Source organism: Aminipila terrae, assembly GCF_010120715.1.
Taxonomy (GTDB): Bacteria; Bacillota; Clostridia; order Peptostreptococcales; family Anaerovoracaceae; genus Aminipila; species Aminipila terrae.
On the sequence record NZ_CP047591.1, the window covers coordinates 2,032,113 to 2,056,849 of the forward strand.

Here is a 24,737-nt window from a genome sequence, read left to right on the forward strand (position 1 = left end):
AAAAAGGAAGGAGTAGCAAGGTGAAAGAAGAAGTAACCAGTGTTGGAATTGATATTGGCACTTCCACTACGCAGCTGATTTTCAGTAGATTAACTATTGAAAACAGGGCAGCAGGTTATATGGTACCAAAAGTAGAAATCGTAGATAAAGAAGTTGTCTATTCCAGTGATATATATTTTACACCTTTGATTTCCAATACTGAAATAGACGGAGATAAGGTCCGCACTATTATTCAGGCCGAATATAAAAAAGCTGGAGTAAAGCCGGAAGACGTCAGTACGGGAGCGGTAATTATAACAGGTGAAACAGCCAGAAAGCAAAATGCAAATACCGTTTTAAGCAGCTTGAGCGATTTATCAGGAGATTTTGTAGTAGCAACTGCTGGACCAGATTTAGAATCAGTTTTGTCAGGCAGGGGAGCAGGAGCAGATGTTTTTAGCGAAGAACATCGTAATACCGTTGCGAATCTTGATATAGGAGGAGGCACTACGAACATAGCAGTATTCCGGAAAGGTAGTCTTTGCGGAGTGACCTGCTTAGATATAGGTGGAAGACTGATTAAAGTTGAGAATGGAAAAATAACTTATATATACAGCAAGATTCAGGAGATGGCAAAAATAAATCATATACAAATTGATGTGGGGGATGATGCCAAAATCCAGGTGCTGAAAAAAATCTGTGATTTAATGGCTCAGGAACTGAAAGCAGCATTGAACTTTACTGCAAAATCAGGATATCACCAGAATCTATATACAAATCAGGGAAAAAGCCTGGATAGCTCTATTAATATAAATGCTCTGACATTTTCAGGGGGGTGGCTAATTATGTATATGAGCCCACTAGTGAGGATGTTTTCCGATATGGGGATATAGGTATTATTCTGGGAGCATCCATCGCTGAAAGCGGGCTTCTGGATTGTGCACAATATTATCGCTCAGAGGAAACTATCAGGGCAACGGTTGTAGGAGCAGGCACCCATACTACGGAAATAAGCGGAAGTACCATTTTTTATGAAAAAAATCAGCTTCCCCTTAAGAATATACCAGTACTGAAACTGTCTGGTATAGACGAAGAAACGCCGGAATCCGTTAAGGAAGCTATAAAGGCCCAGTTACCAATCTACCAAGGGGAAGGGAAAAAAGAACCGGTAGCCATTGCACTGTCAGGAAAATCATACAATGGATTTGAAATGTTGCAGAAACTGGCAGCATCCATTATTGAAGGAACAGGCACTCTGATAAAAGAGAAATTCCCACTTATTATCATAGTGGAAACAGATATAGGAAAGGCTTTGGGACATGCGATTAATGTACAACTTGGAAAGAATAAAGATGTAATATGCATTGACGGAATCAGGAGCAAAGGCGGAGATTATATCGACATAGGTGAACCTGTAGGAGGAGGATATGTGCTTCCTATAGTGGTGAAAACACTGATTTTTAATTCATAGATTACCCCTTTAAGAGGAGTTATCAATAAAAAGGAAAGGAAAGGAAAAGAAAGGTGGAAAAGGCATGATACTAAAAACAAAGCTATTTGGACATCACTATGAGTTTAAATCTCTCAGAGAAGTAATGGCCAAAGCAAATGAAGAAAAATCTGGCGACAGACTTGCCGGAATTGCAGCAGAATCTGCAGAAGAAAGAGTTGCTGCAAAAGTAGTGCTATCACATGTTACATTGGCAGAAATCAGAAACAATCCGGCAGTTCCATACGAGGAGGACGAAGTTACACGGATTATACAGGACGACGTAAATGAATCCATCTATAATAACTTTAAGAATATGACCGTTGCTGAATTCCGCGAATGGCTGCTTGATGAAAAGACAACACCGTCTATGATTCAAAGAGCTTCCAAAGGAATAACCAGCGAAATTGTTGCAGCAACCTGTAAATTAATGAGTAACCTGGATTTAATTTATTGTGCAAAGAAAATGCGTGTATCCGCACACTGTAATACCACTATTGGTCTTCCAGGAACATTTTCATCCCGTTTGCAGCCAAACCATACCACAGATGATCCCAAGGGAATCATAGCCTCCCTGATGGAAGGATTAAGTCTGGGTTGCGGCGATGCTGTAATTGGATTGAATCCTGTTGACGATTCCGTAGAGAGTGTTGCCAGGATATTAAAAAGCTTTGATGAATTTAAGAACAAGTGGGAAGTTCCTACGCAGATTTGTGTTCTTGCTCATGTAACAACACAGACAGAAGCTGCAGATAAATTTAATGCTCCAATTGATTTAATGTTTCAGTCTATTGCAGGATCCCAAAAAGGAAATGAGGCCTTTGGACTTACAGCAGCTATGCTGGCAGAAGGCCGGGATATGATGCTGAAAAAGGGAACTAGTACAGGCCCAAATGTTATGTATTTTGAAACCGGACAGGGCTCTGAATTATCTTCCGAAGCACATCACGGGTGGGATCAGGTAACGATGGAAGCCCGTTGTTATGGCTTTGCAAAGAGATATAATCCATTCCTGGTAAATACAGTAGTAGGATTTATTGGACCTGAATATTTATATGATTCAAAACAGGTAATCAGGGCAGGTCTTGAAGACCACTTTATGGGAAAACTCACAGGAGTTCCAATGGGTTGCGATGCCTGCTATACAAATCACATGAAGGCAGACCAGAACGATATCGAAAATCTGGCTACCCTGCTGGTAGCAGCCGGCTGCAATTATATCATGGGTGTACCTCAGGGAGATGACTGCATGCTGATGTACCAGTGCACAGGATATCATGAAGCCGCAGCATTACGAGAAGTATTTGGACTGCGACCGATAAAAGAATTTGATATGTGGCTGGAAAAAATGGGCTTTTCAGAAAACGGTAAATTAACTCCGCTTGCTGGAGATGCTTCTGTATTTATGAAAAAATAGAAAGGAGGTAAAAAAGTGGAACAGGGTGATTTAAAGCAGATTATAGAACAAGTAATAAAAGAAATGAAGTTAACCGATTTAGGAATTCAATCAACTTCAGAAAATCTACCAGCTGAAAAAAATTGCATAGTGGAAGATGGATGCATTCCAGATGTAACGGAGGTAGATATTAAGACACAATACCTGGTAACGAATCCTCAGAATGGTGAAGCATATCAGGAATTGAAACAGTTTGCACCTTGTAGACTGGGAATTGGAAAAGCTGGAGCGAGATATAAAACAGATCCGCTTCTTCAGTTCAGGGCAGCTCATTCAGCGGCTCAGGATGCAGTATTTAGTGATGTGGATGCTGAGTTTGTGGAAAGTATGAATTTGTTCACTGTTACTTCGCAGTGTGACTGTAAAGATACTTACCTGACAAGGCCAGATCTTGGAAGAAAGCTATCATCTGAAGCTGTACAGAGTATTAAGGATAAATGTAAAAAAATCCAACCGTGCAGATCTTTGTGGCAGATGGTTTGTCATCCGCATCAGTAGCTGCTAATGTTAAAGATTTACTTCCTGCAATAATGCAAGGTCTGCAAAGTCATGGAATTGATATAGGTACTCCATTCTTTGTAAAGTATGGAAGAGTTGGGGTAATGGATGAAATATCAGAAATCACAGGAGCAGAAGTTACCTGTGCCTTAATTGGTGAAAGACCGGGACTGATTACAGCAGAATCCATGAGCGCATATATTGCTTACAAAGCAACTGTTGGAATGCCAGAAGCAAGAAGAACGGTAGTTTCCAATATTCACAGTGCAGGAACCATGCCGGTTGAAGCAGGAGCTCATATCGCAGATATTATAAAACTTGTTCATGAGAAAAAAGCAAGCGGAACAAATTTGAAATTATAGTCAGGGAGGGTATAAAAATGAAAAGAGATCCCATTAAGTCTACGGTATTAGCAACAAAGATTATTCCAAATGTTAATCCAGAACTGGCTGCACAGCTGAACCTGACACCAGATCAGAGATCTTTAGGATTAATTACTGTGGATTGTGATGATGTTACATATACCGCTTTGGATGAAGCTACAAAAGCCGCTGACGTAAAAGTAGTGTACGCAAAGAGCTTCTATGGTGGCGCAGCAAATGCAAATACAAAACTGGCTGGTGAAATCATTGGAATTTTAGCAGGTCCAAACCCTGCAGAAATAAAGAGCGGATTAAAAGCTTGCGTAGAATTTATTGAAAATGTAGCACATTTTGTGTCAGCCAATGAGGATGACAGTATCGTGTACTATGCTCATTGCATTTCAAGAACGGGTTCTTATTTATCCGAGGGAGCTGGAATACCAGAGGGAGAAGCGTTAGCATACCTGATTGCACCTCCACTGGAAGCCATGTATGGCGTAGATGCAGCTATAAAGGCGGCAGATGTATCCATGTGCGTACTGTATGCTCCACCTTCAGAAACAAACTTTGGCGGTGCATTACTAACAGGAAGTCAGTCTGCTTGTAAGGCTGCCTGTGAAGCTTTTGCAGCTGCCGTTGAATTTGTTGCAGATAATCCTATCGGATAGAGGGTAAGGGTGTAAATTATGGATGCGTTAGGAATGATTGAGGTTTATGGCTATTTAAGTGCCGTTGAGGCATTAGACAGTGCTCTTAAAGCAGCCAATGTGTCTCTTCATAGCGTAACAAAGGTTAAGGGCGGGCTGGTAACAGTAATGGTTATGGGAGATGTAGGCGCAGTAAAGGCAGCCATGGATGCATCTGCGGCAGCCGCTGAGCGTGTAGGTACAGTAGTTTCCGTACACGTAATCCCAAGACCTGCCAGAGAAGTGTTTATTATGGCACAGGGAACCACCAAGAATCCATTAAAACCAGCTGAAGAAAATAAAGAAAGCCATAAAGAAAAAGAGACGGAACCGGTTAAACAGGAAATAAAGGAAATTTCTTCTTCTGTATATAGTAAAGAAAAACTGGATCAGAAGACAGTAGAGGAACTAAGGCATATTGCACGTTCCCTACAAATAAAAAGTATGACGAAAAATGAAATTAAGTATGCAAAGAAAGGAAAACTCATAGAAGAAATTTGCAGATTTAATAAAGAAGGGGATGAGTAAATGCTGTTATATGATAAAGATTTACTGTCTGTACAAGAAGTACGAGGACTGGTAGAACGTGCAAAAATAGCACAGAAAGAATTAGCAGAAAAGACCCAGGCAGAGGTGGACCAGATTGTAAAATCCATTGCAGACGCCGGAGTAAGAAATGCTAAAAGACTTGGACAACTGGCACATGATGAAACGGGATTTGGTATTGCTTCAGATAAAGTAATAAAAAATATTTTCGGAAGCAAAGGGGTCTATGAAAGAATCAAAGACATGAAGACGGTAGGAGTAATCGAACGTGATGAAGAAGCTGGAACTTATGCAGTAGCAGTACCGGTTGGTGTAATTGCTGGTTTGATTCCTTCCACCAATCCTACATCAACAGTATTTTATAAAGCAGAGATTGCTATTAAAGCTGGAAACGCCATTGTATTCTCACCACATCCAAATGCTTTAAAGTGCATTTTAGAGACGGTAAAAGTTATCAGACAGGCTGTAGTTGAGGCAGGAGGCAATGAGGATCTGGTATCCTGTATTTCACTTCCTACCGTACAGTCTACAGATGTTTTAATGAGCCATCCGGATACAGCGCTGATTTTAGCTACAGGTGGTTCAGCCATGGTAAGAGCCGCGTATTCATCAGGAACGCCAGCAATTGGTGTTGGACCGGGAAATGGTCCTGCATATATCGAGCGAAGTGCTGATGTACGTAAGGCAGTAAAATGCATCATGGATTCAAAGACCTTTGACAATGGTACAATATGTGCCTCAGAGCAGTCCGTAATTTGTGACAATGACATGAAAGAAACCATACAGGAAGAAATGAAGAAGCAGGGAGCTTATTTCCTGAATGAACAGGAAAGAGAGCAGCTTGGAAATTTCATCTTAAGATCTAACGGAACCATGAATCCGATGATAGTAGGAAAAAGTGTAAAAGTCATAAGCGAACTGGCAGGGTTAACTGTACCGGAAGGTACAAGGGTACTTGTAGCAGAAGAAACAGGTGTTGGCAGGGGTCATCCTTATTCCAACGAAAAGTTAGCTCCTATTCTTGGATTTTATACTGCTCCTGATTACAAGCAGGTTTGTGAACGTTGTTGTGAGATTTTGTACTATGAAGGTGCTGGCCATACGTTTATAATCCACACAGAGAATCAGGACATTGTAAATTATTTTGCACATCGCGTTCCAGTATCCAGATTTATTGTAAATAGTCCTGGAGCTCTTGGGGGCATTGGAGCATCTACTGGATTAATGCCAGCTCTTACCTTAGGCTGCGGCGCAGTAGGGGAAGTGCTACCAGTGAAAATGTCGGACCGGAACAGCTTTTCAATTTAAGGCATGTGGCAACAGGCAAAAAGAGTCTGGAAGAAATCCGAAGAGAAGCGGAAGAAATCGAAATAAAACCGGAATTAATTAATTTAGATGTAAAACAAATAGATGAAGTGGTTCGCTGCATCATCAGCAAATTAGAAGCTATATAGAATTTGTAAGGAGGGATTAAAATGTTGACAATGCAAGCATTAGGTATGATTGAGACAAAAGGACTGGTAGGCTCTATAGAAGCCGCAGATGCAATGGTAAAGGCTGCCAACGTAACTTTAATTGGCAAGGAACACGTAGGCGGCGGTTTAGTTACTGTAATGGTGAGAGGAGATGTAGGAGCTGTAAAAGCCGCTACAGATGCAGGAGCAGCTGCAGCACAACGTGTAGGTGAACTTATATCCGTGCACGTTATCCCAAGACCACATGGAGAAGTTGAAAGCATACTTCCAGTGTTGAAAGAAGGAGGAAAATAAAATGACAGAAACACAAGCATTAGGAATGATCGAAACAAAAGGACTGGTAGGCTCTATAGAAGCCGCAGATGCAATGGTAAAGGCTGCCAATGTAACTTTAATCGGTAAAGAACATGTAGGTGGCGGACTGGTTACAGTAATGGTAAAAGGGGATGTAGGAGCTGTAAAAGCCGCTACAGATGCAGGAGCAGCTGCAGCAGAACGTGTAGGCGAATTAATCTCTGTACATGTAATTCCAAGACCACATGAAGAAGTGGAATTTATACTTCCTACTTTAAAAAAGTAATTGTTATGAATATTAAAGGTGGGAGGTGACAGCGTTGAAGGTTATAACCGAATCTCTATTGCGTGATGAATTGAGAAGTAGTCAGCCGGAGTATTATTACATACCGGAGGGAACCCTTTTATCACCAGCAGCCCGTGAATATTTACAACAACGCAAAGTTAAGATTTCAAAAGAGCCACCAATGCAGACCCAGACCTCAGAGGAAGAACAGATACCACAACAAGAGAAAAGCCAGGGTATTGTGTCAGAACCATGGAAACCTGCGTACATAGATTTCGAAACCGGTTCGTACTATATGGAAAAACCGGAACATATGTGCCAGATTAGTGGGAATTTTCTAGTACCAAAGAACCACCCAAGAATACTATTTCGTGGGAAGCTGGATTCTCTTCAGACCATGGTTGTCTTAGATCAGGCTTTGATGTCAGAGTCAGGCACATCCGCAAAGATAATTGAGGACTTGAACAGTGTACTTTCTGCACTTCAGAATATCATGAAATGTGAAGTACTGGATGAAGTACTGGAAAGCGGATTAATAATAGGGTTAACCCATAGAGAACTACACGATCGGTCTCATGATCCTATGAAGTTTTTCGGGATTAAACAAATGCTAATGCCGAATTACACTATGGGAAGTCAGTACGCTATGCTGAATCAGCTTAGAGCAGCAATCCGTGAGGTTGAAGTAGTGGCTGCTGATTGCTTCTGCCAAAAGGGAAAATGCAGCAGAGGTGACATAGTGGAAGAGTTGAACCGGCTATCCAGTGCATTGCACGTTATGATGTGCAAATGGCTGGCAGGTGAGTACCGATAGGAGGAAATGAGCAATGGAAAATCTAATCCAGGCAATGAAAGAAGCCATTCAGGCCAGTGGAATGTTACAAGTAGAAACTTCAGCCAGACATGTACACCTGAGCCAAAAGGATGTAGAACAGTTATTTGGTAGTGGATATACCTTGAAACCCAAAAGACAACTTTCACAGCCGGGTCAATATTTAGCAGAAGAAAAGGTAGTGCTGGTAGGCCCTAAGGGGGAAAAGAAAGTATCCATTTTAGGACCTGCCAGAGCAAAAACGCAAGTGGAATTATCCCGAAGCGATTGCATGACCCTGGGTATGGAAGCACCTGTCCGATTGTCAGGACAGTTAGAAGGCTCGGGAGCGTTTGTTCTGAAAGGACCGAGTGGTGTTGTAGCATTATCAGAAGGTGCTATTATCGCCAAAGCGCATATTCACATAAAACCAGATATGGCTGGGAAATTAGGCCTGAAGGATAAACAAAGAGTAAAACTGGAAATTATTACTGACAGGTCAATTATTTTACGAGATGTTATCGTACGAGTAGATGAGGCGTCCAGCTACAAAGCACACATCGATACAGATGAAGCAAATGCAGCGGGATGTGAAGGATTTACACTGGGCCGTATCATAAAATGACAGAAGAAAGTCTGAAAGGATATGTGAAAAGCAAGTTGGAAAGGAGGTATTTATGGAACTCGATGAACTGGTAAACCGTATTACAGCCAAAGTAGCAGAAAAAATTTCTGAAATGGAAAATAAATCTGAGATAAACTTTCCAGACTGTGAAATTTTAAATCCAAAACCCAAACTGCTGATTCTTTCTGAAAAACATGAAACTGCCTGCCATGAAATTTGGGAAAACAAAGCTATTAATGATAAATTCGAAATCGTTTGTGCATTAAATAGTGAATATCAGTGTAACATACAGCAGTTTGATGTGATTTTACTAAGGAATTTAAGCATTAAATCAGTAGGGCAGATTTCTCAGGGTATGGGAGAAACACCATTTACAGAGATGGTAATCAAATCAATACTCCTGGGGAAGAAAATAATTGCTGTCAATGAAGAGGTTGAAGTATTCCAGTACAGGGAAACTGCGCCAAAGCTGTATTACGGCATGATGATGCAGAAGATAGAATTACTGAAAAATGCAGGAATCTGCTTTTGCAGTGTAGGACAGCTGGAACAGGCTATACTGGATAATCCATGTATACAGGAAAAGAAAAGCTGCTGCTCCACAGAGGAAAAAACAGAGAACGCTGTTTGTCAGCCATGCAAGAAAGAAGCAGTAACTCTGGCAAAACGTGTTATTACAGAACGGGACATACACAGTGTATATGAGCAGCATCTTGATGTTATATATGTGACTGAAAGGGCAATTATAACTGATTTAGCTCGTGAATATGCAGAGCAGAGAGGTATATCCCTGGTGATTAACTGATTAAAGAAGCTGGTTTAAACCAAAGGCGTAGTACTGAGTGAAAGAGAGGAAAACATATGAAAGTGGCAAAGGTGATTGGAAATATCTGGGCGACCAGAAAAGAGGAAAGCCTGGCTGGGTTAAAGCTGATGATATTAAAACCTATCGATGTCTTAAATGAGGAAATTTCATTTAGCCCAATTGTTGCTGCAGATATTATTGGAGCAGGTGTTGGGGAAACTGTTTTATATGTCTCTGGAAGCTCTGCACGAAGTGCCGTAGGGGATACAGCAATACCAGTTGATGCTACAATTGTAGGAATTGTAGATGATAAGGAAATTAATGAAAATGCGCTTTAATGTAAAAGAAAGTGCAGCGAGGTGTAAAAATGAACCTGATTGAGACAGTAAAAGATGCAGGAATAGTTGGAGCAGGCGGAGCAGGATTTCCTACATATGTAAAGCTTTCTGCAAAAGCAGAAGTATTTATAATTAATGCAGCAGAGTGTGAACCTTTAATAGAAACAGATAAATATCTGATGAGAACTTTTCCTGATGAGATTTTAGAAGCAGCAGAACTTGTAGCCAGCCATCTGGGTGCAGTACGTAAAGTAATTGCACTAAAGAGTAAATATCAAAAAGAAATAGATGCGTTACAAAAGGCTATAGATAGAAAGAAATCTTCATTTGAACTTGTTAAAATGAATTCTTTTTATCCTGCTGGTGATGAACAGGCTTTAGTGCAGCTTGTTACAGGACGCAGTGTACCAGAGAGAGGCTTGCCTCTGGATGTTGGTGCTGTAGTCAACAATGTGGGCACTATGCTAAATGTATTTGAGGCATTAGAGGGAAAGTCTGTTACAGATAAATATCTTTCAGTAGTAGGAGAGGTGGAAAAGCCAATCATGCTGTATGTCCCTGTAGGAACGGCTATACAGGAATGTATAAACCAGGCAGCTCCTTTGTTAGAGGAATACGATATCATCGTGGGGGGCCTATGATGGGAAAGGTATACAGAGGAGATCAAATTCAGGACCTGGCCGTAACAAAGACTACTGGAAACATCATTGTGTTGCCTAAGAACCACTATTTAGTAAAATGTGCGGAATTACCTCTCTCATCTATTGTAGCTCAGACAAAAAGTGCATGTATTCAATGCAAAATGTGTACAGATATGTGTCCGAGATATTTAATAGGACATAAAATCCGACCGAGTATGGTTATGAGAAATATGTTCAGGGAAAAGGATATGGTGGACAATGAGGAATACGAAGCTGTATTTGGAGAAGCGGCAAACTGCTGTGACTGTGGAGTCTGTGAAATGTTTGCCTGCCCTATGGGACTTTCTCCACGTAAAGTAAACAGCTTTATAAAAGGACAGTTGGGGCGCCGGGGAATAAAACCTAACAGGAATAAAAATCCAAAGGCGTTGGAAGACCTGATTTACAGGCGTATTCCTACTGAAAGATTAGTTTCCAGATTAGATTTAATGAAATATTATCACGCCCATGCAAATGAATGCATAACTATTGAACCGGATTGTGTTTCGATTTTAATTAAACAGCATATTGGAGTGCCAGGAACAGTCTGTGTAGCTGTTGGTGACAGAGTGCAAAAAGGTGATTTAATAGTACAGGCAAAAGAGGGAGCGCTTTCTGTTCCAGTACATGCAAGTATAAAGGGATGCGTTAAATTAATTGATGGTGAACGAATTGTCATTGACAAAGAGAAGGAGTAGGCACTATGGCGAATGCAGTAGGTATGATAGAGTTAAATAGTATCGCTCGTGGAATTGAAGTTTGTGACTATATGATTAAAGCGGCACAAGTGAATGTCCTTAGGGCTTCCACAGTATGTCCGGGAAAATATATGGTTGTCATTGGAGGCGAGACCGGAGCGGTAGAGGCATCCATGAAGGATGGTTTAGGAAGAAGCGGACCTTGTGCAGTTGATACGTTGCTTATACCAAACATTGATGATCAGGTAATTCCAGCCATATATATGACAAATCCTGTTGAAGTATTAGGTGCACTTGGAGTATTAGAGTTTTATTCCATTGCATCTGCAATCACCGCAGCAGATATAGCAGCTAAAGCCGCAAATGTAACCTTGATTGAGGTTCGTATGGGATTTGCAATCGGCGGAAAGGGCATGGTTACATTTACAGGTGACGTAGGTGCTGTTAAGGCAGCAGTAGCAGCAGTTCAAAACACAGTTGAATTAATGGTAGGAAGTACCGTTATTCCAAGACCCGCTCCTAAATTGCTGGAGAGTATATTGTAAAAAAGCGTTGTATTTAAAGATTTAAAGAAGATATTATTCGATTTATAAGGAGGGAAAAAATTATGACAGAGAAGGTTAAAGAAACAGAACAACTGGAACGTACCCTGAAACCTATACATCTTTGGGCACTGGCGGTAGGTCTTGTAATTTCCGGAAATTACTTCGGATGGAGCTATGGCTATGGTACAGGTGGACCTTTAGGCTTATTCATCGCCTGCATCCCGGTAGTTATTTTCTATGCTACATTCATATTTTGTTATTCAGAAATGGCAACAGCCATTCCTCATGCAGGCGGTCCTTCTGCATATGCCAGAAGAGCAATGGGACCTGGAGCTGGTTACTTTGCAGGTGTCAGCTGCCTGATTGAATTCTTGTTTGCACCTCCTGCCATTGCACTTGCAGTTGGCGGATATATCCATAACATGTTTCCAATTGTTCCGGCAATCCCGGCTACAATCGTTGCATTTATTCTATTCGTATTTATTAACTTCTTAGGTATGCATACTTCTGCAGTATTTGAACTGGTTGTAACTGTTGTTGCTTTGGTTGGACTTTCTATCTTCTGGGTTGCTGCTGCACCTCATGCATCTATGTCCAGCTTCCTACAGCCTCTGGCTGAGAATAATGGATTTAGCGGCTTCCTACAGTACATACCTGGTGGATGGCATGGTATCATGGCTTCTGTTCCATTTGCTATCTGGTTCTATCTTGCACTGGAAGGCGGCGCAATGGCTGCAGAAGAAATGGTAAATCCACAGAAAGATATTCCAAAAGGATTTTTAAGTGGAATGCTGACACTTTTCATCATGATGAGCTGTACTTTATATCTAACTGCAGGTATTGTTGATTACACTAAGATTGATGCAATTGACTTCCCACTTCCTGCAGCACTGGAAGCAATTTATGGTAAAGGTATATTGACACTAATAGTTAACTTCTTAGGATTATTTGGACTTGTTGCTTCTTTAAATGGAATCATCGTTGGTTCCTCCAGACAGCTGTATGCAATGGCAAGAACAGGATACCTTCCAAAGTTCATTGCTGCAGTAAACCCAAAGAGACATACACCAACTGCTGCTTTGATTATTGCAGGCGTTATCGGAATTATTGCTGCATCCACTGGTTTGACTTCTATTGTAATTACAATTTCCGTATTTGGTTCTGTAGGCCTTTATTTCATCAGCCTTATTTCATTCTTTGTACTGCGCTCCAAAGAGCCGAATCTTACCAGACCATTTAAGGTTCCAGCAGGACATTTAGTGGGTGCGATAAGTATGCTTATGTGCATTTTCTGTCTGGTTAGCTTGTTTGTTACCACAGTTCCGGCAGTTCTTCCAGAATCCAGTCTGGCATACGCCATTTTTGGAGCAGTTAGTATCAATCCATTATGGGCAACTGTTATCATATACATTTTGGCCTATGTATGGTACTTGATCGGTGGTAAAAAGAATGTCAGACCATTTGAGGAAGAATTTGGTGTATTGAATGATTTAGACAGCTAAGCTCAGTTTTATAAATTTTATAGTAAAAAAGATAAGGGGTGAAGGAATACTGCCCTTCACCCTGATAATACAGGAGGAAAATGTAATGAATTTAAGTGAAGATATAATAAAAGCGATTGTGAAAGAATTACTGGTTCAGATGACTGCTAAATGTGGTGACGATTTCCAGAAGGAGACAGATAAAAACAGCGGGATTTTAGTTGTACGTGGGGATTCCGTGAAAACAGAACCTTTTGAAGGCAGAGATGATGTAAAACTAAAGGACATCGTTTCTCTGGAGGAAGCACCTAGAATGGGAGCTGGCATTATGGAACTGGTTAATGGTGCAGACTTTGAATGGACTCTTACCTATGACGAATTTGATTATGTTATCGATGGAACTTTGGAAATTAAAATTGATGGAGGAAATGTAATTCGTGGAAACAAAGGGATATTATACTGATTCCTAAAAACAGCCATATTCATTTCAGTACTCCTACAAATACAAGATATGCATATTTCGTATATCCTGCAAACTGGCAGGAATTGGCATAATAACTACTCCTTTCACATGGCTTTGAGCCAGATAAAAGCCTCTTTGGGTTATAATTTCAAAGAGGCTTATTATTTTTACTAGGAAGAGAATTTAAGTTGTGTTATAATTAATAAAACATAATGGAATAATTTAGATATCCCCTTGAAGTTGGCGAGAAAAGTTTAAAATAGCAGCAATTTGCACATAATGGAAGTATTAGCCTATCAGATGAATAATTTAGAAAGGAAAGTATGAGATACTTCAAAGTAAGTAAATCGTATAAGGTAAAGTGATGATTTTTAAACATGAAACCAGTAGGATATTTTATGAAGATGAAAATGGCAGAGTGCTTGCAGAAATAACTTTTCCTTCAGAGATGGAAGCTGTTGCAAATATTACCCATACGTATGTGGACGATTCCCTGAGAGGACAGGGAATTGCGGGAAAAATGATGGAAATGGCCATAGAACAGATAAAAAGTGAAGGTAAAACCCCAAAGTTTACATGTTCTTATGCAGTTAAATGGGCAGAACAAAACTATAAATAGCTCTATAAACCATAACGAGCAGTATAGCTATTTTTAAACGCAGCCAGTGAGAGTGGAATATATTAGTAGCAAAATGAAAGGCAATAAAGATATGATGGATTTAAAAAGAGTAAATGACTATATGAAGAGAGTAGAGGAATCACAAACTAAAACTTTTAAACCGGTAGGCAGTAAGCTTAAAGTTGGTCTGGACTTGGGAACTGCATACATTGTATTAGTGGTACTTGATGAAGAAAATAATCCCATTGCGTGCGAAAAGAAAGCAGCATCCGTCCTTAGGGATGGAATAGTGGTTGATTATACAGGGGCGCTGGCAATCGCCCGGGAATTAAAAGAAAAATTAGAAAAAAGATTAGATGGAAGAGAATTGATTAATTGTGCTATTGCCATGCCGGCTGGTACAGAATCCAGCATGAAAACCCATAGTTATGTGGCAGAAGGTGCTGGTTTTGAAGTAACAAATGTTCTTGATGAGCCTACAGCAGCCAATTCCATTTACCAGATTGAAAATGGTGTAGTTGTAGATATCGGTGGAGGAACAACAGGATTAGCCATTTTAAAAGATCAGAAGGTTGTGCAGATTGAAGACGAGCCTACGGGAGGAACTCATGTATCTTTAGTTCTTGCAGGAAATTACCATATATCTTTTGCCGAAGCAGAAGTAATAAAACAGGATTACAGTAAACATAAAGAAATTCTTCCAGTGGTAAAAGCGGTTGTTGAAAAGATGGCCTCTATTGTAAAAAAATATGTAGATCCCAAGGAAGTTGATACGATTTATCTTTGTGGAGGAACCTGCTGTCTGACAGGAATTGAAAAAATATTTGAAAAGGAAACAGGAATGACTACGATTAAGCCAGATAATCCATTTCTGGTAACACCTGCAGGAATTGCAATGAACTGCATAGCCGGATAATTAGTATAAAAGTGAAAAACCTATAATCCCTTGGGATTATAGGTTTCTTTATTTTGAATAACATAGGCTACCCTACAGAAATGACTTTTCTGCCAAAATGAAGCCCCATACCGGGCAGCAAAAACAATACCGGTACCTGCCACAAAAATAACCATAATTTTTGAAAAAAATAGCTTCCAGAAATAAAACCTGAAGTCATCAGTAGAAATATCACTGAATAAAAGCACAAAAATGTAATGCTGATGGCAAAGACTGCACAGCGGACTGCTTTACGGTTTATATATAAATCCCAGCCCAGAGAGATTAAATTTGATGCAAAGAGAGCTATAAATAGATAGAGCAGGGGCTGTGAAAAAGCCATGTACATTCGTACAAATGTTATCGCCATAAAACGGTAATACATATACTCAATGGATGGCTTTAATATCATCACAAGTAGTATCATCGTAAGGGACAATATGCCGAATAAGATAAGCCCCTTTTTATATTTCCTCCGATGGGGGGGAATGGTGGTGGCTTTTTCCTTTTCTCCATAGATTACTGTAAGTATATTTACCTGGAAGAAGTTTGCGATTTCATCCAGCGTTTTCAAATCGGGTTGTGTATGGCCCCTCTCCCACTGCGACACTGCCTGCCTTGTTACATACAGCTTTCCAGCCAGAGTTTCCTGGGAGATACCCCTTTCTTTGCGCAGTTTTTTTATATTTTTCCCCACATCGTTCATGAATCATAAACTCCTTTCAAAGATATTGTACATAAGTATGTTAACAATAGATGTGCTTTATGTCACGCAAGGGTTTGTTGCGGAATAAAAAAGAGCATTTATATATATGAAAATTTAAAGAAAATAAAAAAGAACAGTCTTTTTTAACCGTTCTCTCTTTGGAGCAGGCAGCGAGAATCGAACTCGCAACCTCAGCTTGGGAAGCTGATGTTTTACCACTAAACTATGCCTGCATATGATTTACATTTCAATTTTGGAATTCTATAATATAAATTATACTCTTTCTTCCCATTTCTGTAAAGACCAGAAATATTTTTTAGTTCAAATGAAAAGTAAAGACAGTATACGTTTTTTATAAAATGAAATATAATAATATTACAAGTAAGAAAAGAGATGATATAAAATGCAGCAAACAGACTTGTTACAATACAGGAAAATGACAGAAACACCTGTTTCAAAGCTGATTATCACTTTGGGAATCCCCACCATTATCAGTATGCTGGTAACTAACATATATAATATGGCAGATACATATTTTGTAGGGAAGATAGGAACCAGTGCCAGCGGAGCAGTCGGTGTAGTATTTGGTTTAATGGCTATTATCCAGGCTATTGGCTTTATGTTTGGCCATGGAGCAGGCAGTATGATAGCCAGAAAGCTTGGAGAAAAAAACCTAGACATTGCATCTAAATTTGCATCAACCAGTTTTTTCTATGCCTTTGGAATAGGAATTATTTTAAGTTTTCTGGGTTTAGTATTTTTAGATCCACTCATGAGGGTGCTTGGCAGTACGGCTACCATTCTTCCCTTTGCAAGAACCTACGGAATTTTTATTTTACTGTCAGCGCCGTTAATGACCAGCAGTTTTGTGATGAATAACATTTTAAGGTATGAAGGCAGGGCTTCATTAGCTATGATTGGCCTGACTGCCGGAGCTGTTCTGAACATTGCAGGGGACTGGCTACTGATGACTAAGATGGGCATGGGAGTGGAAGGAGCTGGTATATCCACTGCATTTTCACAGATGATTAGCTTTTTTATTCTCTTAAGTATATTCCTTTGTGGAAAAACCCAGAGCAAAATATCAATCAGGTTAGTTTCCAGAGAGATGCAGGATGTATCAACCATTATGAAAACGGGGCTTCCCAGTCTGATGCGCCAGGGTCTGTCCAGTGTATCCATTATGATTTTAAACGGCCAGGCTGGGATTTATGGTGATGCAGCTGTTGCAGCAATGACAATTGTAAATCGCATCTGCTTCTTTATTTTTGCAGTAGGACTGGGTATTGGTCAGGGTTTCCAGCCAGTATCGGCTTTTAATTACGGTGCAGAGAAATATTCAAGAGTAAAAAAGGGATTTTTCTTTACCGTAGCAGCGGGGGAAATCGTTCTGGGATGTCTTGCCGTTTTAGGCATGGTGTTATCAGCCAATCTGGTAGGATTTTTTAGAAATGATTCGAAGGTCATAGAAATTGGTAACTTCGCTTTAAGTATTCAATTGACAGCCCTGTTTTTTCATCCATTGGCAGTGTGCGCTAACATGATGTTTCAAAGTATTGGTAAAAATGTTATAGCTACTTTTTTATCTGCACTCCGAAGTGGATTATTTTTTATTCCTATTATCTTAATTTTGTCATACTGCATGGGGTTAAGAGGCGTAGAGATTTCACAGACCATATCGGACATTCTTACCTTTTTTGTAACGATACCCTTTGTGATTCACTTTTTTCGAGTTCTCCCAGAAGACAAAAAGAGTTAAAGATGCATAAAAAATGTCCTAAAATGTCCCTTATATGTTCTTGAAATGTTATAGAATTAAGAAAGATAATAACTTCTTTCTTAATGTAATATTGTAAGCCTTGATAGTCAGTTGACTGTAACGATATTAAGGTAAACTACAAGCAACTAAAATGACAGTGTTATGTATGCTACGAGATTATGGGTAAAACCATTGACAGCCTGAAACAGACAGCCCAAGAATGCAGGAGCATTGACAGCCGGGAGAGACCGGTATTGCCCGGATTTTACCGCAGAAACCTTTGGAGTCTGCGGTTTTTTATTTAAGTAATCAAAACCATATTAATATTTTAAAATTTTCATAAAAAAGGTAACAAAAATAGGTATGATTCAGATATAATAGAAATCATGATTATTAATGGAGGCTACAATTAATATGGAAGTAACATCATCAGTATTAAAACCTGTACCAACGAAAGAAGAAAGAAGAAAATCCATTCTATATATGGTGATATGTGCATCACTTTGGAGTATCGGCGGTATTTTTATTAAAATGGTTCCCTGGAATGCATTTGCCATTGCAGGTGTCCGCAGTGCCATTGCATCGGTAATAGTATATTCTTATATCCGTCATAAAAAGATAAAGATGAAATTTGTAAAGCCGGCATTTTTAAGCGGGGCTTTCATGAGCGGGATTTTTTTGTGCTTTGTTATCGCAAATAAATTGACAACCGCAGCCAACGCCATTGTTTTACAGTTTACCTCCCCGGTATTTATTTTGATATTGTCTGCAGTTTTTTTACATAAAAAGTGTAGAAGGGGTGATATAATAACAGTTGCTATAACTCTTGCAGGGATTTCGCTGTTCTTTTTTGACCAGTTGACCCCTGGGGGAATGTTAGGAAACTGCTTTGGTATCTTGGCAGGCCTGATGGTGGCCTGTGCCTATTTAATAGTAGGAGAGATTGACGAAGAAACCCGTATGACCGGTATTTTACTAGGACAGATATTTACAACGATAATCGGATTACCGGCATTATTTCTCACAGAAACTACAGTAACCACACCAGCAGTGCTTAGCATCCTTGCCTTGGGCATATTTCAGTTAGGTATTCCATACATACTATTTGGCCTTGCAATGAAAAATGGGTCTGCTCTGGCATGCAATTTAATTGGGGCTATTGAGCCACTGTTGAATCCAGTGTGGGTGTTTTTGTTTAACGGAGAAGCTCCTGGATTTTTCGCTTTGATTGGTGCAGTGATTGTAATTATAGCAATTACTCTTTGGTGCATATGGAATGACAGAGTAACCAGAGCTCTGGAGGCAACACAGGAAGGAGCCACAGATAAAATAGTCTGATTCATATTAACTTTATATTCTAAATACAAACCCCTATACCAGATTTTAAAAAAAGTCCAGGTATAGGGGTTTTTTATTGAAAAAATTATCTTTTTTTATTTTACTCCACAAAAATTACTGAAATTTGCATGGTAACTGTTGAAAAATACAAGTTTAAGAAAGAAAAATACGATAATTTATTACTATCACATTCTCTGAATAATAAATTATTTAATACAAAAATGGGTGGGCAGGTCAGTGGAAACAAGAGGAGTAAAAAAGATACAAAATGTATAATTATAAATTAGTCAAGGGAAACGGGAATGGCGGAAGCCTGCCCTTACTTGACAAGGCAAAGGATTTGAACTATAAGGTTTAATAGAATTATAACCTTAGAAGAAAATCAGAAACTTTTGGTGTTAAAAGAATAACAAGAGGAATAAATTATATGGACAATCAGTTGAAAAGTCATACCCCTGACGAAAATCAAATTAAAAAAGTTTTACTGGATTTTTATGATGCGTATTATATGGCAGACCGTATAAAAATGTTCAGTTATCTAAATCAATCATTTCAAGATAGCATATCATTAAACTGTTTTTTGATTCATTCTGATTTTGATATTGATGTAGGAATATTAATAGAAATTCGTCGTATTCATGTTGAAAGACAAAAGAAGTTTGCTCTTGCTGAGTGCTTGGTCGATTTTGAAAGGGGAAAAAAAGAAACCGTTATAGCGTTTAAACTGGAAGATGAAATGTGGAAAATAGATGGGAGAAGTGTATATAAGAGAAAATTATAAAAGGGGTGATTTTTAGACAAAAAAATATTCTGTGTGGGTTTCTTAAAGAGATTAGAGAGAAGTACAGCTATGAAGCAGCTGGAAGAATGGGGTTTTACTTAGTAACGATAGTCTGCTATCTTAACAGGCTATTTGTAACTGAATAAAATAAAAAAACAACAGGAGGAACCATTAATGTTAAAAAAGAAATTAGCAGTATTCCTTGTAACTGCTATGGTGTTAACGACATCTGTTCCTGGAGCATTTGCTGCAGATACAGTAGTTAATACACCGCCGCCAGTTACAAGCGGGGAACCTGCTACCAGTGAAGGCGCCATTTCTGGCGGAGAGTCTACTGCTAGTGAAGGGGCCATATCCAGTGGAGAGACGGCTACCAGTGGAGGTGCAGTCTCTGGGAGTGAACTGGCCACCAGCGAAGGTGCAATATCAAGTGAAGGAGCCATTTCCACCGAAGGAGCGATCACCAGTGGAAGTGCCATTTTAACTGAAGGAGCTATCACCAGCGAGAGTGCCATTTCAACTGAAGGAGCTATCACCAGTGAAAGTGCCGTTACAAGCGAAGCACCTGTTTTTGACGCTTCAAAGAATTCTGTTATGTATAAGCACTTAGTTGAGCTATCTGAGAAAATCGGTGCCAGGGTAGCTTCCACAGAAAGTGAAACAAAAGCAAAAGGCTACATAAAAGGTGTATTTGAAAGTCTGGGATATGATACATCAATTCAGCCATTCCATTGGACTAAAAAGGATAAAAATGGGAAGATAGTCAAAGAAGGAGATTCAGCTAACGTCATTGCAGTAAAGTCTGGTAAGTCCCACAAGCAGGTTATCGTGGGGGCACATTACGATTCGGTAGTAGTTACTAAAGGAGCAATTGATTCAACAGGAGCAAGCGATAATGCATCTGGTGTTTCTGTCATGCTGGGTGCAGCTGAACAGCTGAAAGACGTTCCTACTGACTATACTATTAAATTTATTGCCTTTGGAGCAGAAGAAGTAGGACTAAAAGGTTCATCTTATTTTGTAGAACAAATGCCTCAGGAAGAAATAGATAAAACCGTTGCAATGATAAACCTGGATACAGTTTTATTTGGCGACAAAATGTATGTTTATGGTAATCTTGGGGAAAAAGGCTGGCTTTGCCAGCAGACTTTAGACCTGGCGAAATCATTAGATTTAGATATAATCACTCAACAGGGGTTAAATCCTGAATACCCTAAAGGAACAACCGGGGATTGGAGTGACCATGTCCCATTTAAAAACAAGGGGTTGCCTTGGGTATATTTTGAAAGTACAAATTGGGATTTAAAATATGACGATGGCAGTTATACAACAGGGGATAGCGAAACACAAGAATTTGGGGAAATCATGCATACCGAGAGAGATAATCTTGGATTTATGAATGAGAAGATTCCTGACAGAGCTTGCAACAGGTTATACTCATATACTAAACTGCTTTATAATTTACTAAAAGATATAGATCCTCCCGCAGTGATTTCTACATCGAATCATCTTTTATCTATGTCAGAAGCAAGAGAGATTCAAGTCAGTGTAGATCTGGGATACACTCCTGCATTAGAAAATTTAACCTGGACTTTTGGGGGGAAATCTTTTGAAGAATGGAAGTCATTTGATAATAAAACCAAAGATTTCACAGGCACCCCATTTATTAAATTTGTAACAGAACCAAAAATTGAGGGTGATACTGTAAAGGCAGTCATCAAATGCGATTTACCTTTTGGAGTGACGAACCTTGAAAAGAGGCCTTACCCTAGAAGAGTCTATCCAAAATTAATAGGAGAATATGATCTTGTTGTAACGGATACTACAAATCATATTCAGGCCAAAACTACCATAAAGCTGAATGCATATGATTCTTATCATAAACAGACTGAAATTCTTCCTGCAGTTGAGGAAATCATTAAGGGTGCAAAGACGGACCGTTATATTGAATATGCCCCATTAGGCAAGTCAGCTCAGGGAAGAGACATACCTTTTGTAATGTTTGCCAAAAACAAGAGTGATATAAGTAATTACCTTGAAAACACATTGCCGATGATGCTTAATGATCCTGCTGGGTTTATTAAAAAAATTGAAGATAAAAAAATTGAATATAAACCTGTAATATGGTTTAACAACATTCATTCTGATGAAGCAAATGGTGTTGATGCACAGCTTGATATTTTGAAGAAACTGGCCACTCAGGATGAAATCACGTTTAAGAGGTCAACAAAAAATAACAGTAAAGATAATTTAGAAGATGTGACTTTAAAGGTTCAGGATTTACTGGATAATTATATTGTACTGTTCTGCTTGAACGATAATCCAGACGGCAGATTCTCAAATAATCGGGAAACTGCAGCAGGATTCGATCCAAACAGAGATGTTACCTATCAGACACAAGTAGAAATGAAAAATGTTTTTCAAGCTGTAGCTAAATGGTCTCCAATGATCTTTAATGATTTTCATGGGTTTGTTCCAGCTTTCCTGATAGAGCCATGTACACCACCTCATGAACCAAATTTTGAATATGACTTGTTGATGAAGGGCGAAATCAACCATGCACATGCTATGGGAAGAACGGGCATTGCTAACACGAAGTATAGTAATTACATTATTCCAATGTTTGATTATAAAGTTGGATGGGATGATGGTGCACCAATGTATGCGGCAGTTTTAGCATTAATGCATGGAGCCTTAGGACATACCGTTGAGATCCCTGAGCTAAATCAGGAGTCTAATAATGCATTTATGTATGCTGGGCTGGGTTCTTTAGAGTATGCCTTAGAAAATAAGGAAGAATTGTTTAAAAATCAGCTGGAAGTTTATCGAAGAGGAGTGGAAGGCATTGACTCAAGAGAAGTAGATAAATGGCTGATAAATGCAAAAGGAGAATCAATTGGAAGACCAAGAGGGACAAATGACAACTTCTTCCCTGAATATTATGTATTGCCTGTAAACAGTCAATTACAGAAAAATTCTCTGGCGGCTTATGAAATGGCAGATTTCCTAATAAAGAATGGAATAAAAGTAGAAAAGACAAATACGGACGTTAAAGTAGGTGATGTAACTTATCCAAGGGGAAGTTATATTGTTCCTATGCATCAGGCAAAACGAGGCCTGGCAAACTGTGTGCTGTATGATGGATCAGATTTCTCTGATTTCAGTGAAATGTATGCAGAAGTAACCATGTGTTTCCCTCAGTTAAGGGGTTTTGATAAGTATGAGATCAGAGTTGCTAATGTTTTTAATGGAAAAACAGATAAAGTAGATAAAGTGACAATACCAGGTACAGAGGTTCCAGCTGAGACCACCAGTCAGATTGTTATTAAAAATACCAATAATGACGCTATTAAAGCAGTAAATGAACTTCTTGCAGGTAATAAACCAGTGTATATGATTTATTCAGCAGGAGAAGGCTTTAACAAAGGCGACTTTATTGCAGAAAAGAAAGATTTAGAAGGGATAAAAGATAAATATTTCTTAGAACTTACTTCATTTAACGGAAAAGCTACAGTAAAAGTTATGAAACAGCCTAAAGTAGCAGGTGTTGGCAGCGAGCTAATCTATGTTCTAAAAGGATTAGGATTTGGATTGGAAGATTCTTATAATAATGTAGATGTTATTGCTGATGATAGCAGCTATGGAATGCCTGGGGAAATAAAAAAAGCAATTAAAGATGGAACTTCATATGTAGCTGTAGGTGGATATGGTATGTATGCCCTACAAACAAGTGGTTTATTACCACAATTTGAAATGGGCGGTTTTAATAATTCTTATGAAGGAGTTCTTAGAGCTAACCTTGATACAGATAGTGTAATTACAGGAAGGTATAGCAAAGAAGATATTCTGTATAACAATACAGAATCATGGATTGAAAAGGTGCCTGCCACTTCTAAAGTCTTGGCAACCATTAGTGATAAAGCTAACTTCTATGTTGCTGGATGGTGGCCAAATCATAATGAAGTAAAAGGAAAGCCTTACATCATACAAGATCAGGTGGGCAATGCAAAAATAACGGTATTTGCAAGCCATATAACAAATAAAGCACATCCTTCCCATCAGTTCAGATTACTGGCTAATGCAATTTATGACAGCATGCCGGGTGAGTTTAAAGAAATTGGTAACAGCAGCAGCGGCGGAAGCGGCAAACACAGCAGCAGTACCTCAGTAGATAAATATACAATAACAGTTACAGCAGAAAAGGGTGGTACTATTTCACCTTCTACCACTAGTGTAGCAAAAGGTTACAATCAGAACTTTACAATCAGCCCAGATAAGGGATACGTTATTGAAGATGTAAAAGTAGATGGAAAGAGCGTGGGGGCTGTAAGTTCCTATAAATTCACCAATGTGACAACTACCCATACAATTAAAGCTACTTTTAAGTCAAGTGACGGTACAAAGGTCACAACTGAAGCAGCAGTTAAAGTTACATTTAATGATGTAAATACTTCAAACTGGTTTAGCCCTGCTGTAAATTACGTAATGCAAAAAGGCATTATGAAAGGATTAGATGAACGTACATTTGGTCCAAACGTAAGAACAAACAGAGCCATGATCGTTACAATGCTCTACAGACTTGAGGGGCAGCCATCAGTAGGAAATTCAACCTTTACAGATGTTAATTCCAGCTTATGGTATGGTGCACCGATAGCATGGGCAAATGCCAATGGTATAGTAACCGGTTATGAAGGAAATAAATTTATGCCAGACAGAGATATTACAAGAGAACAATTAGCATCTATTTTATACAGGTATGCAAAGTACAAAAAAGCAGATATGACGGCAAAAGGTAATCTGAATAATTACTCTGATAGTTCACAGATTTCATCTTATGCAAAAGAAGCAGTTTCCTGGGCAGTTGGAGCAGGTCTCATGACAGGCAAAAATGGAAATCTTCTTGACCCGAATGGTCAGGCAACAAGAGCGGAAGTTGCAGCAATGTTCCAGAGAATGGAAAGTATTATTAAGTAATTAATCAAAATCATGTAAAGCACTCATGAAAGAATGAACTGCATTCTTCATGAGTGCTTTTTATTATAACTGCACATAATAATCAGCGTAACCGTAACAAAGAATAGAA

Annotated in this window: 23 protein-coding genes, 1 tRNA gene and 3 pseudogenes; 25 read left to right on the forward strand and 2 right to left on the reverse strand. The window is 39.1% G+C overall.

Going from position 1 to position 24,737, the window contains the following annotated elements; all coding sequences use genetic code 11:
* Positions 1-20: 20 nt before the first annotated feature.
* From eutA to eutJ, 21 genes and pseudogenes are all read left to right on the forward strand, one after another.
* Positions 21-1,450: pseudogene (gene eutA, locus Ami3637_RS09575) on the forward strand (ethanolamine ammonia-lyase reactivating factor EutA).
* A 64-nt stretch (positions 1,451-1,514) separates the two neighbouring features.
* Positions 1,515-2,885 carry an ethanolamine ammonia-lyase subunit EutB gene (locus Ami3637_RS09580; protein WP_162362380.1) on the forward strand — a complete coding sequence of 457 codons (1,371 nt, stop codon included), beginning with the start codon at positions 1,515-1,517 and terminating at the stop codon, positions 2,883-2,885.
* A 63-nt stretch (positions 2,886-2,948) separates the two neighbouring features.
* Positions 2,949-3,784, forward strand: a pseudogene (eutC, locus tag Ami3637_RS09585) (ethanolamine ammonia-lyase subunit EutC).
* Between the two features lie 17 nt (positions 3,785-3,801).
* Positions 3,802-4,452: an ethanolamine utilization microcompartment protein EutL gene (gene eutL, locus Ami3637_RS09590; RefSeq protein ID WP_162362381.1), complete on the forward strand. Its 651-nt coding sequence runs from the start codon at positions 3,802-3,804 to the stop codon at positions 4,450-4,452.
* 18 nt (positions 4,453-4,470) lie between these two features.
* Positions 4,471-4,716: pseudogene (locus Ami3637_RS18950) on the forward strand (BMC domain-containing protein); the annotation flags it as partial.
* Between the two features lie 282 nt (positions 4,717-4,998).
* Complete coding sequence (locus Ami3637_RS09600; RefSeq protein ID WP_330586572.1) at positions 4,999-6,324, forward strand: acetaldehyde dehydrogenase (acetylating); 1,326 nt, start codon at positions 4,999-5,001, stop codon at positions 6,322-6,324.
* A gap of 5 nt (positions 6,325-6,329) precedes the next feature.
* Positions 6,330-6,470 (forward strand): hypothetical protein, encoded by a 141-nt coding sequence (locus Ami3637_RS18575; RefSeq protein WP_330586574.1) that lies wholly within the window; start codon positions 6,330-6,332, stop codon positions 6,468-6,470.
* Positions 6,471-6,494: 24 nt separating this feature from the next.
* Complete coding sequence (gene eutM, locus Ami3637_RS09605; protein ID WP_162363722.1) at positions 6,495-6,785, forward strand: ethanolamine utilization microcompartment protein EutM; 291 nt, start codon at positions 6,495-6,497, stop codon at positions 6,783-6,785.
* A 1-nt stretch (position 6,786) separates the two neighbouring features.
* Entirely contained in the window at positions 6,787-7,071 is a 285-nt protein-coding gene (locus tag Ami3637_RS09610; RefSeq protein WP_162362383.1) for a BMC domain-containing protein, read from the forward strand.
* Between the two features lie 34 nt (positions 7,072-7,105).
* Positions 7,106-7,885 carry an ATP-binding protein gene (locus Ami3637_RS09615; RefSeq protein ID WP_162362384.1) on the forward strand — a complete coding sequence of 260 codons (780 nt, stop codon included), beginning with the start codon at positions 7,106-7,108 and terminating at the stop codon, positions 7,883-7,885.
* Between the two features lie 13 nt (positions 7,886-7,898).
* On the forward strand, positions 7,899-8,507 hold the full coding sequence (pduL, locus tag Ami3637_RS09620; RefSeq protein WP_162362385.1) for a phosphate propanoyltransferase: 609 nt from the start codon (positions 7,899-7,901) through the stop codon (positions 8,505-8,507).
* Between the two features lie 52 nt (positions 8,508-8,559).
* Positions 8,560-9,312, forward strand: a complete 753-nt coding sequence (locus Ami3637_RS09625) for a hypothetical protein (protein WP_162362386.1) — start codon at positions 8,560-8,562, stop codon at positions 9,310-9,312.
* Positions 9,313-9,368: 56 nt separating this feature from the next.
* Entirely contained in the window at positions 9,369-9,650 is a 282-nt protein-coding gene (locus tag Ami3637_RS09630) for a EutN/CcmL family microcompartment protein (RefSeq protein ID WP_162362387.1), read from the forward strand.
* A 29-nt stretch (positions 9,651-9,679) separates the two neighbouring features.
* Entirely contained in the window at positions 9,680-10,291 is a 612-nt protein-coding gene (locus Ami3637_RS17485) for a hypothetical protein (protein WP_243157980.1), read from the forward strand.
* Positions 10,288-11,028 carry a 4Fe-4S dicluster domain-containing protein gene (locus tag Ami3637_RS17490; protein ID WP_243157981.1) on the forward strand — a complete coding sequence of 247 codons (741 nt, stop codon included), beginning with the start codon at positions 10,288-10,290 and terminating at the stop codon, positions 11,026-11,028. Before Ami3637_RS17485 ends, Ami3637_RS17490 begins: the two co-directional genes overlap by 4 nt.
* Before the next feature lie 5 nt (positions 11,029-11,033).
* Positions 11,034-11,573 (forward strand): BMC domain-containing protein, encoded by a 540-nt coding sequence (locus Ami3637_RS09640; protein WP_162362388.1) that lies wholly within the window; start codon positions 11,034-11,036, stop codon positions 11,571-11,573.
* A gap of 62 nt (positions 11,574-11,635) precedes the next feature.
* Positions 11,636-13,075, forward strand: coding sequence for an ethanolamine permease (gene eat, locus Ami3637_RS09645; RefSeq protein WP_162362389.1), 1,440 nt, complete (start codon positions 11,636-11,638; stop codon positions 13,073-13,075).
* Between the two features lie 85 nt (positions 13,076-13,160).
* Positions 13,161-13,517, forward strand: a complete 357-nt coding sequence (locus Ami3637_RS09650; protein WP_330586575.1) for a cupin domain-containing protein — start codon at positions 13,161-13,163, stop codon at positions 13,515-13,517.
* Positions 13,518-13,534: 17 nt separating this feature from the next.
* A complete protein-coding gene (locus Ami3637_RS19140; protein WP_408609069.1) occupies positions 13,535-13,609 on the forward strand; it encodes a hypothetical protein in 75 nt (24 codons plus the stop codon).
* Positions 13,610-13,881: 272 nt separating this feature from the next.
* On the forward strand, positions 13,882-14,136 hold the full coding sequence (locus Ami3637_RS09655; RefSeq protein WP_162362390.1) for a GNAT family N-acetyltransferase: 255 nt from the start codon (positions 13,882-13,884) through the stop codon (positions 14,134-14,136).
* Between the two features lie 52 nt (positions 14,137-14,188).
* A complete protein-coding gene (gene eutJ, locus Ami3637_RS09660) occupies positions 14,189-15,052 on the forward strand; it encodes an ethanolamine utilization protein EutJ (protein ID WP_330586576.1) in 864 nt (287 codons plus the stop codon).
* A gap of 67 nt (positions 15,053-15,119) precedes the next feature.
* Here the strand turns inward: eutJ and Ami3637_RS09665 are convergent, their stop codons facing one another.
* Positions 15,120-15,776: a helix-turn-helix domain-containing protein gene (locus Ami3637_RS09665; protein ID WP_162362391.1), complete on the reverse strand. Its 657-nt coding sequence runs from the start codon at positions 15,774-15,776 to the stop codon at positions 15,120-15,122.
* A gap of 159 nt (positions 15,777-15,935) precedes the next feature.
* Positions 15,936-16,009, reverse strand: a tRNA-Gly gene (locus Ami3637_RS09670).
* Positions 16,010-16,179: 170 nt separating this feature from the next.
* On the opposite strand from Ami3637_RS09670, the gene Ami3637_RS09675 reads away from it, so the two are divergent.
* The 4 genes from Ami3637_RS09675 to Ami3637_RS09690 all read left to right on the forward strand — a co-directional run bounded on the left by Ami3637_RS09675 (position 16,180) and on the right by Ami3637_RS09690 (position 24,628).
* Positions 16,180-17,535: an MATE family efflux transporter gene (locus tag Ami3637_RS09675; RefSeq protein WP_162362392.1), complete on the forward strand. Its 1,356-nt coding sequence runs from the start codon at positions 16,180-16,182 to the stop codon at positions 17,533-17,535.
* Between the two features lie 414 nt (positions 17,536-17,949).
* Positions 17,950-18,873 (forward strand): DMT family transporter, encoded by a 924-nt coding sequence (locus tag Ami3637_RS09680; protein WP_162362393.1) that lies wholly within the window; start codon positions 17,950-17,952, stop codon positions 18,871-18,873.
* 427 nt (positions 18,874-19,300) lie between these two features.
* Positions 19,301-19,654 carry a hypothetical protein gene (locus Ami3637_RS09685; RefSeq protein ID WP_162362394.1) on the forward strand — a complete coding sequence of 118 codons (354 nt, stop codon included), beginning with the start codon at positions 19,301-19,303 and terminating at the stop codon, positions 19,652-19,654.
* A 174-nt stretch (positions 19,655-19,828) separates the two neighbouring features.
* Entirely contained in the window at positions 19,829-24,628 is a 4,800-nt protein-coding gene (locus tag Ami3637_RS09690) for a M20/M25/M40 family metallo-hydrolase (protein WP_162362395.1), read from the forward strand.
* Positions 24,629-24,737 lie beyond the last annotated feature (109 nt).

Excerpts from the sequence above, each read along its gene's own strand:
- Ami3637_RS09580 (WP_162362380.1), top strand. The coding sequence starts at position 1,515 with ATGATACTAAAAACAAAGCTATTTGGACATCACTATGAGTTTAAATCT.
- eutL (WP_162362381.1), top strand. The coding sequence starts at position 3,802 with ATGAAAAGAGATCCCATTAAGTCTACGGTATTAGCAACAAAGATTATT.
- Ami3637_RS09600 (WP_330586572.1), top strand. The coding sequence starts at position 4,999 with ATGCTGTTATATGATAAAGATTTACTGTCTGTACAAGAAGTACGAGGA.
- Ami3637_RS09610 (WP_162362383.1), top strand. The coding sequence starts at position 6,787 with ATGACAGAAACACAAGCATTAGGAATGATCGAAACAAAAGGACTGGTA.
- pduL (WP_162362385.1), top strand. The coding sequence starts at position 7,899 with ATGGAAAATCTAATCCAGGCAATGAAAGAAGCCATTCAGGCCAGTGGA.
- Ami3637_RS09625 (WP_162362386.1), top strand. The coding sequence starts at position 8,560 with ATGGAACTCGATGAACTGGTAAACCGTATTACAGCCAAAGTAGCAGAA.
- Ami3637_RS09630 (WP_162362387.1), top strand. The coding sequence starts at position 9,369 with ATGAAAGTGGCAAAGGTGATTGGAAATATCTGGGCGACCAGAAAAGAG.
- Ami3637_RS17485 (WP_243157980.1), top strand. The coding sequence starts at position 9,680 with ATGAACCTGATTGAGACAGTAAAAGATGCAGGAATAGTTGGAGCAGGC.
- Ami3637_RS17490 (WP_243157981.1), top strand. The coding sequence starts at position 10,288 with ATGATGGGAAAGGTATACAGAGGAGATCAAATTCAGGACCTGGCCGTA.
- Ami3637_RS09640 (WP_162362388.1), top strand. The coding sequence starts at position 11,034 with ATGGCGAATGCAGTAGGTATGATAGAGTTAAATAGTATCGCTCGTGGA.
- eat (WP_162362389.1), top strand. The coding sequence starts at position 11,636 with ATGACAGAGAAGGTTAAAGAAACAGAACAACTGGAACGTACCCTGAAA.
- Ami3637_RS09650 (WP_330586575.1), top strand. The coding sequence starts at position 13,161 with ATGAATTTAAGTGAAGATATAATAAAAGCGATTGTGAAAGAATTACTG.
- Ami3637_RS09655 (WP_162362390.1), top strand. The coding sequence starts at position 13,882 with ATGATTTTTAAACATGAAACCAGTAGGATATTTTATGAAGATGAAAAT.
- Ami3637_RS09665 (WP_162362391.1), bottom strand. The coding sequence starts at position 15,776 with ATGAACGATGTGGGGAAAAATATAAAAAAACTGCGCAAAGAAAGGGGT.
- Ami3637_RS09675 (WP_162362392.1), top strand. The coding sequence starts at position 16,180 with ATGCAGCAAACAGACTTGTTACAATACAGGAAAATGACAGAAACACCT.
- Ami3637_RS09680 (WP_162362393.1), top strand. The coding sequence starts at position 17,950 with ATGGAAGTAACATCATCAGTATTAAAACCTGTACCAACGAAAGAAGAA.
- Ami3637_RS09685 (WP_162362394.1), top strand. The coding sequence starts at position 19,301 with ATGGACAATCAGTTGAAAAGTCATACCCCTGACGAAAATCAAATTAAA.
- Ami3637_RS09690 (WP_162362395.1), top strand. The coding sequence starts at position 19,829 with ATGTTAAAAAAGAAATTAGCAGTATTCCTTGTAACTGCTATGGTGTTA.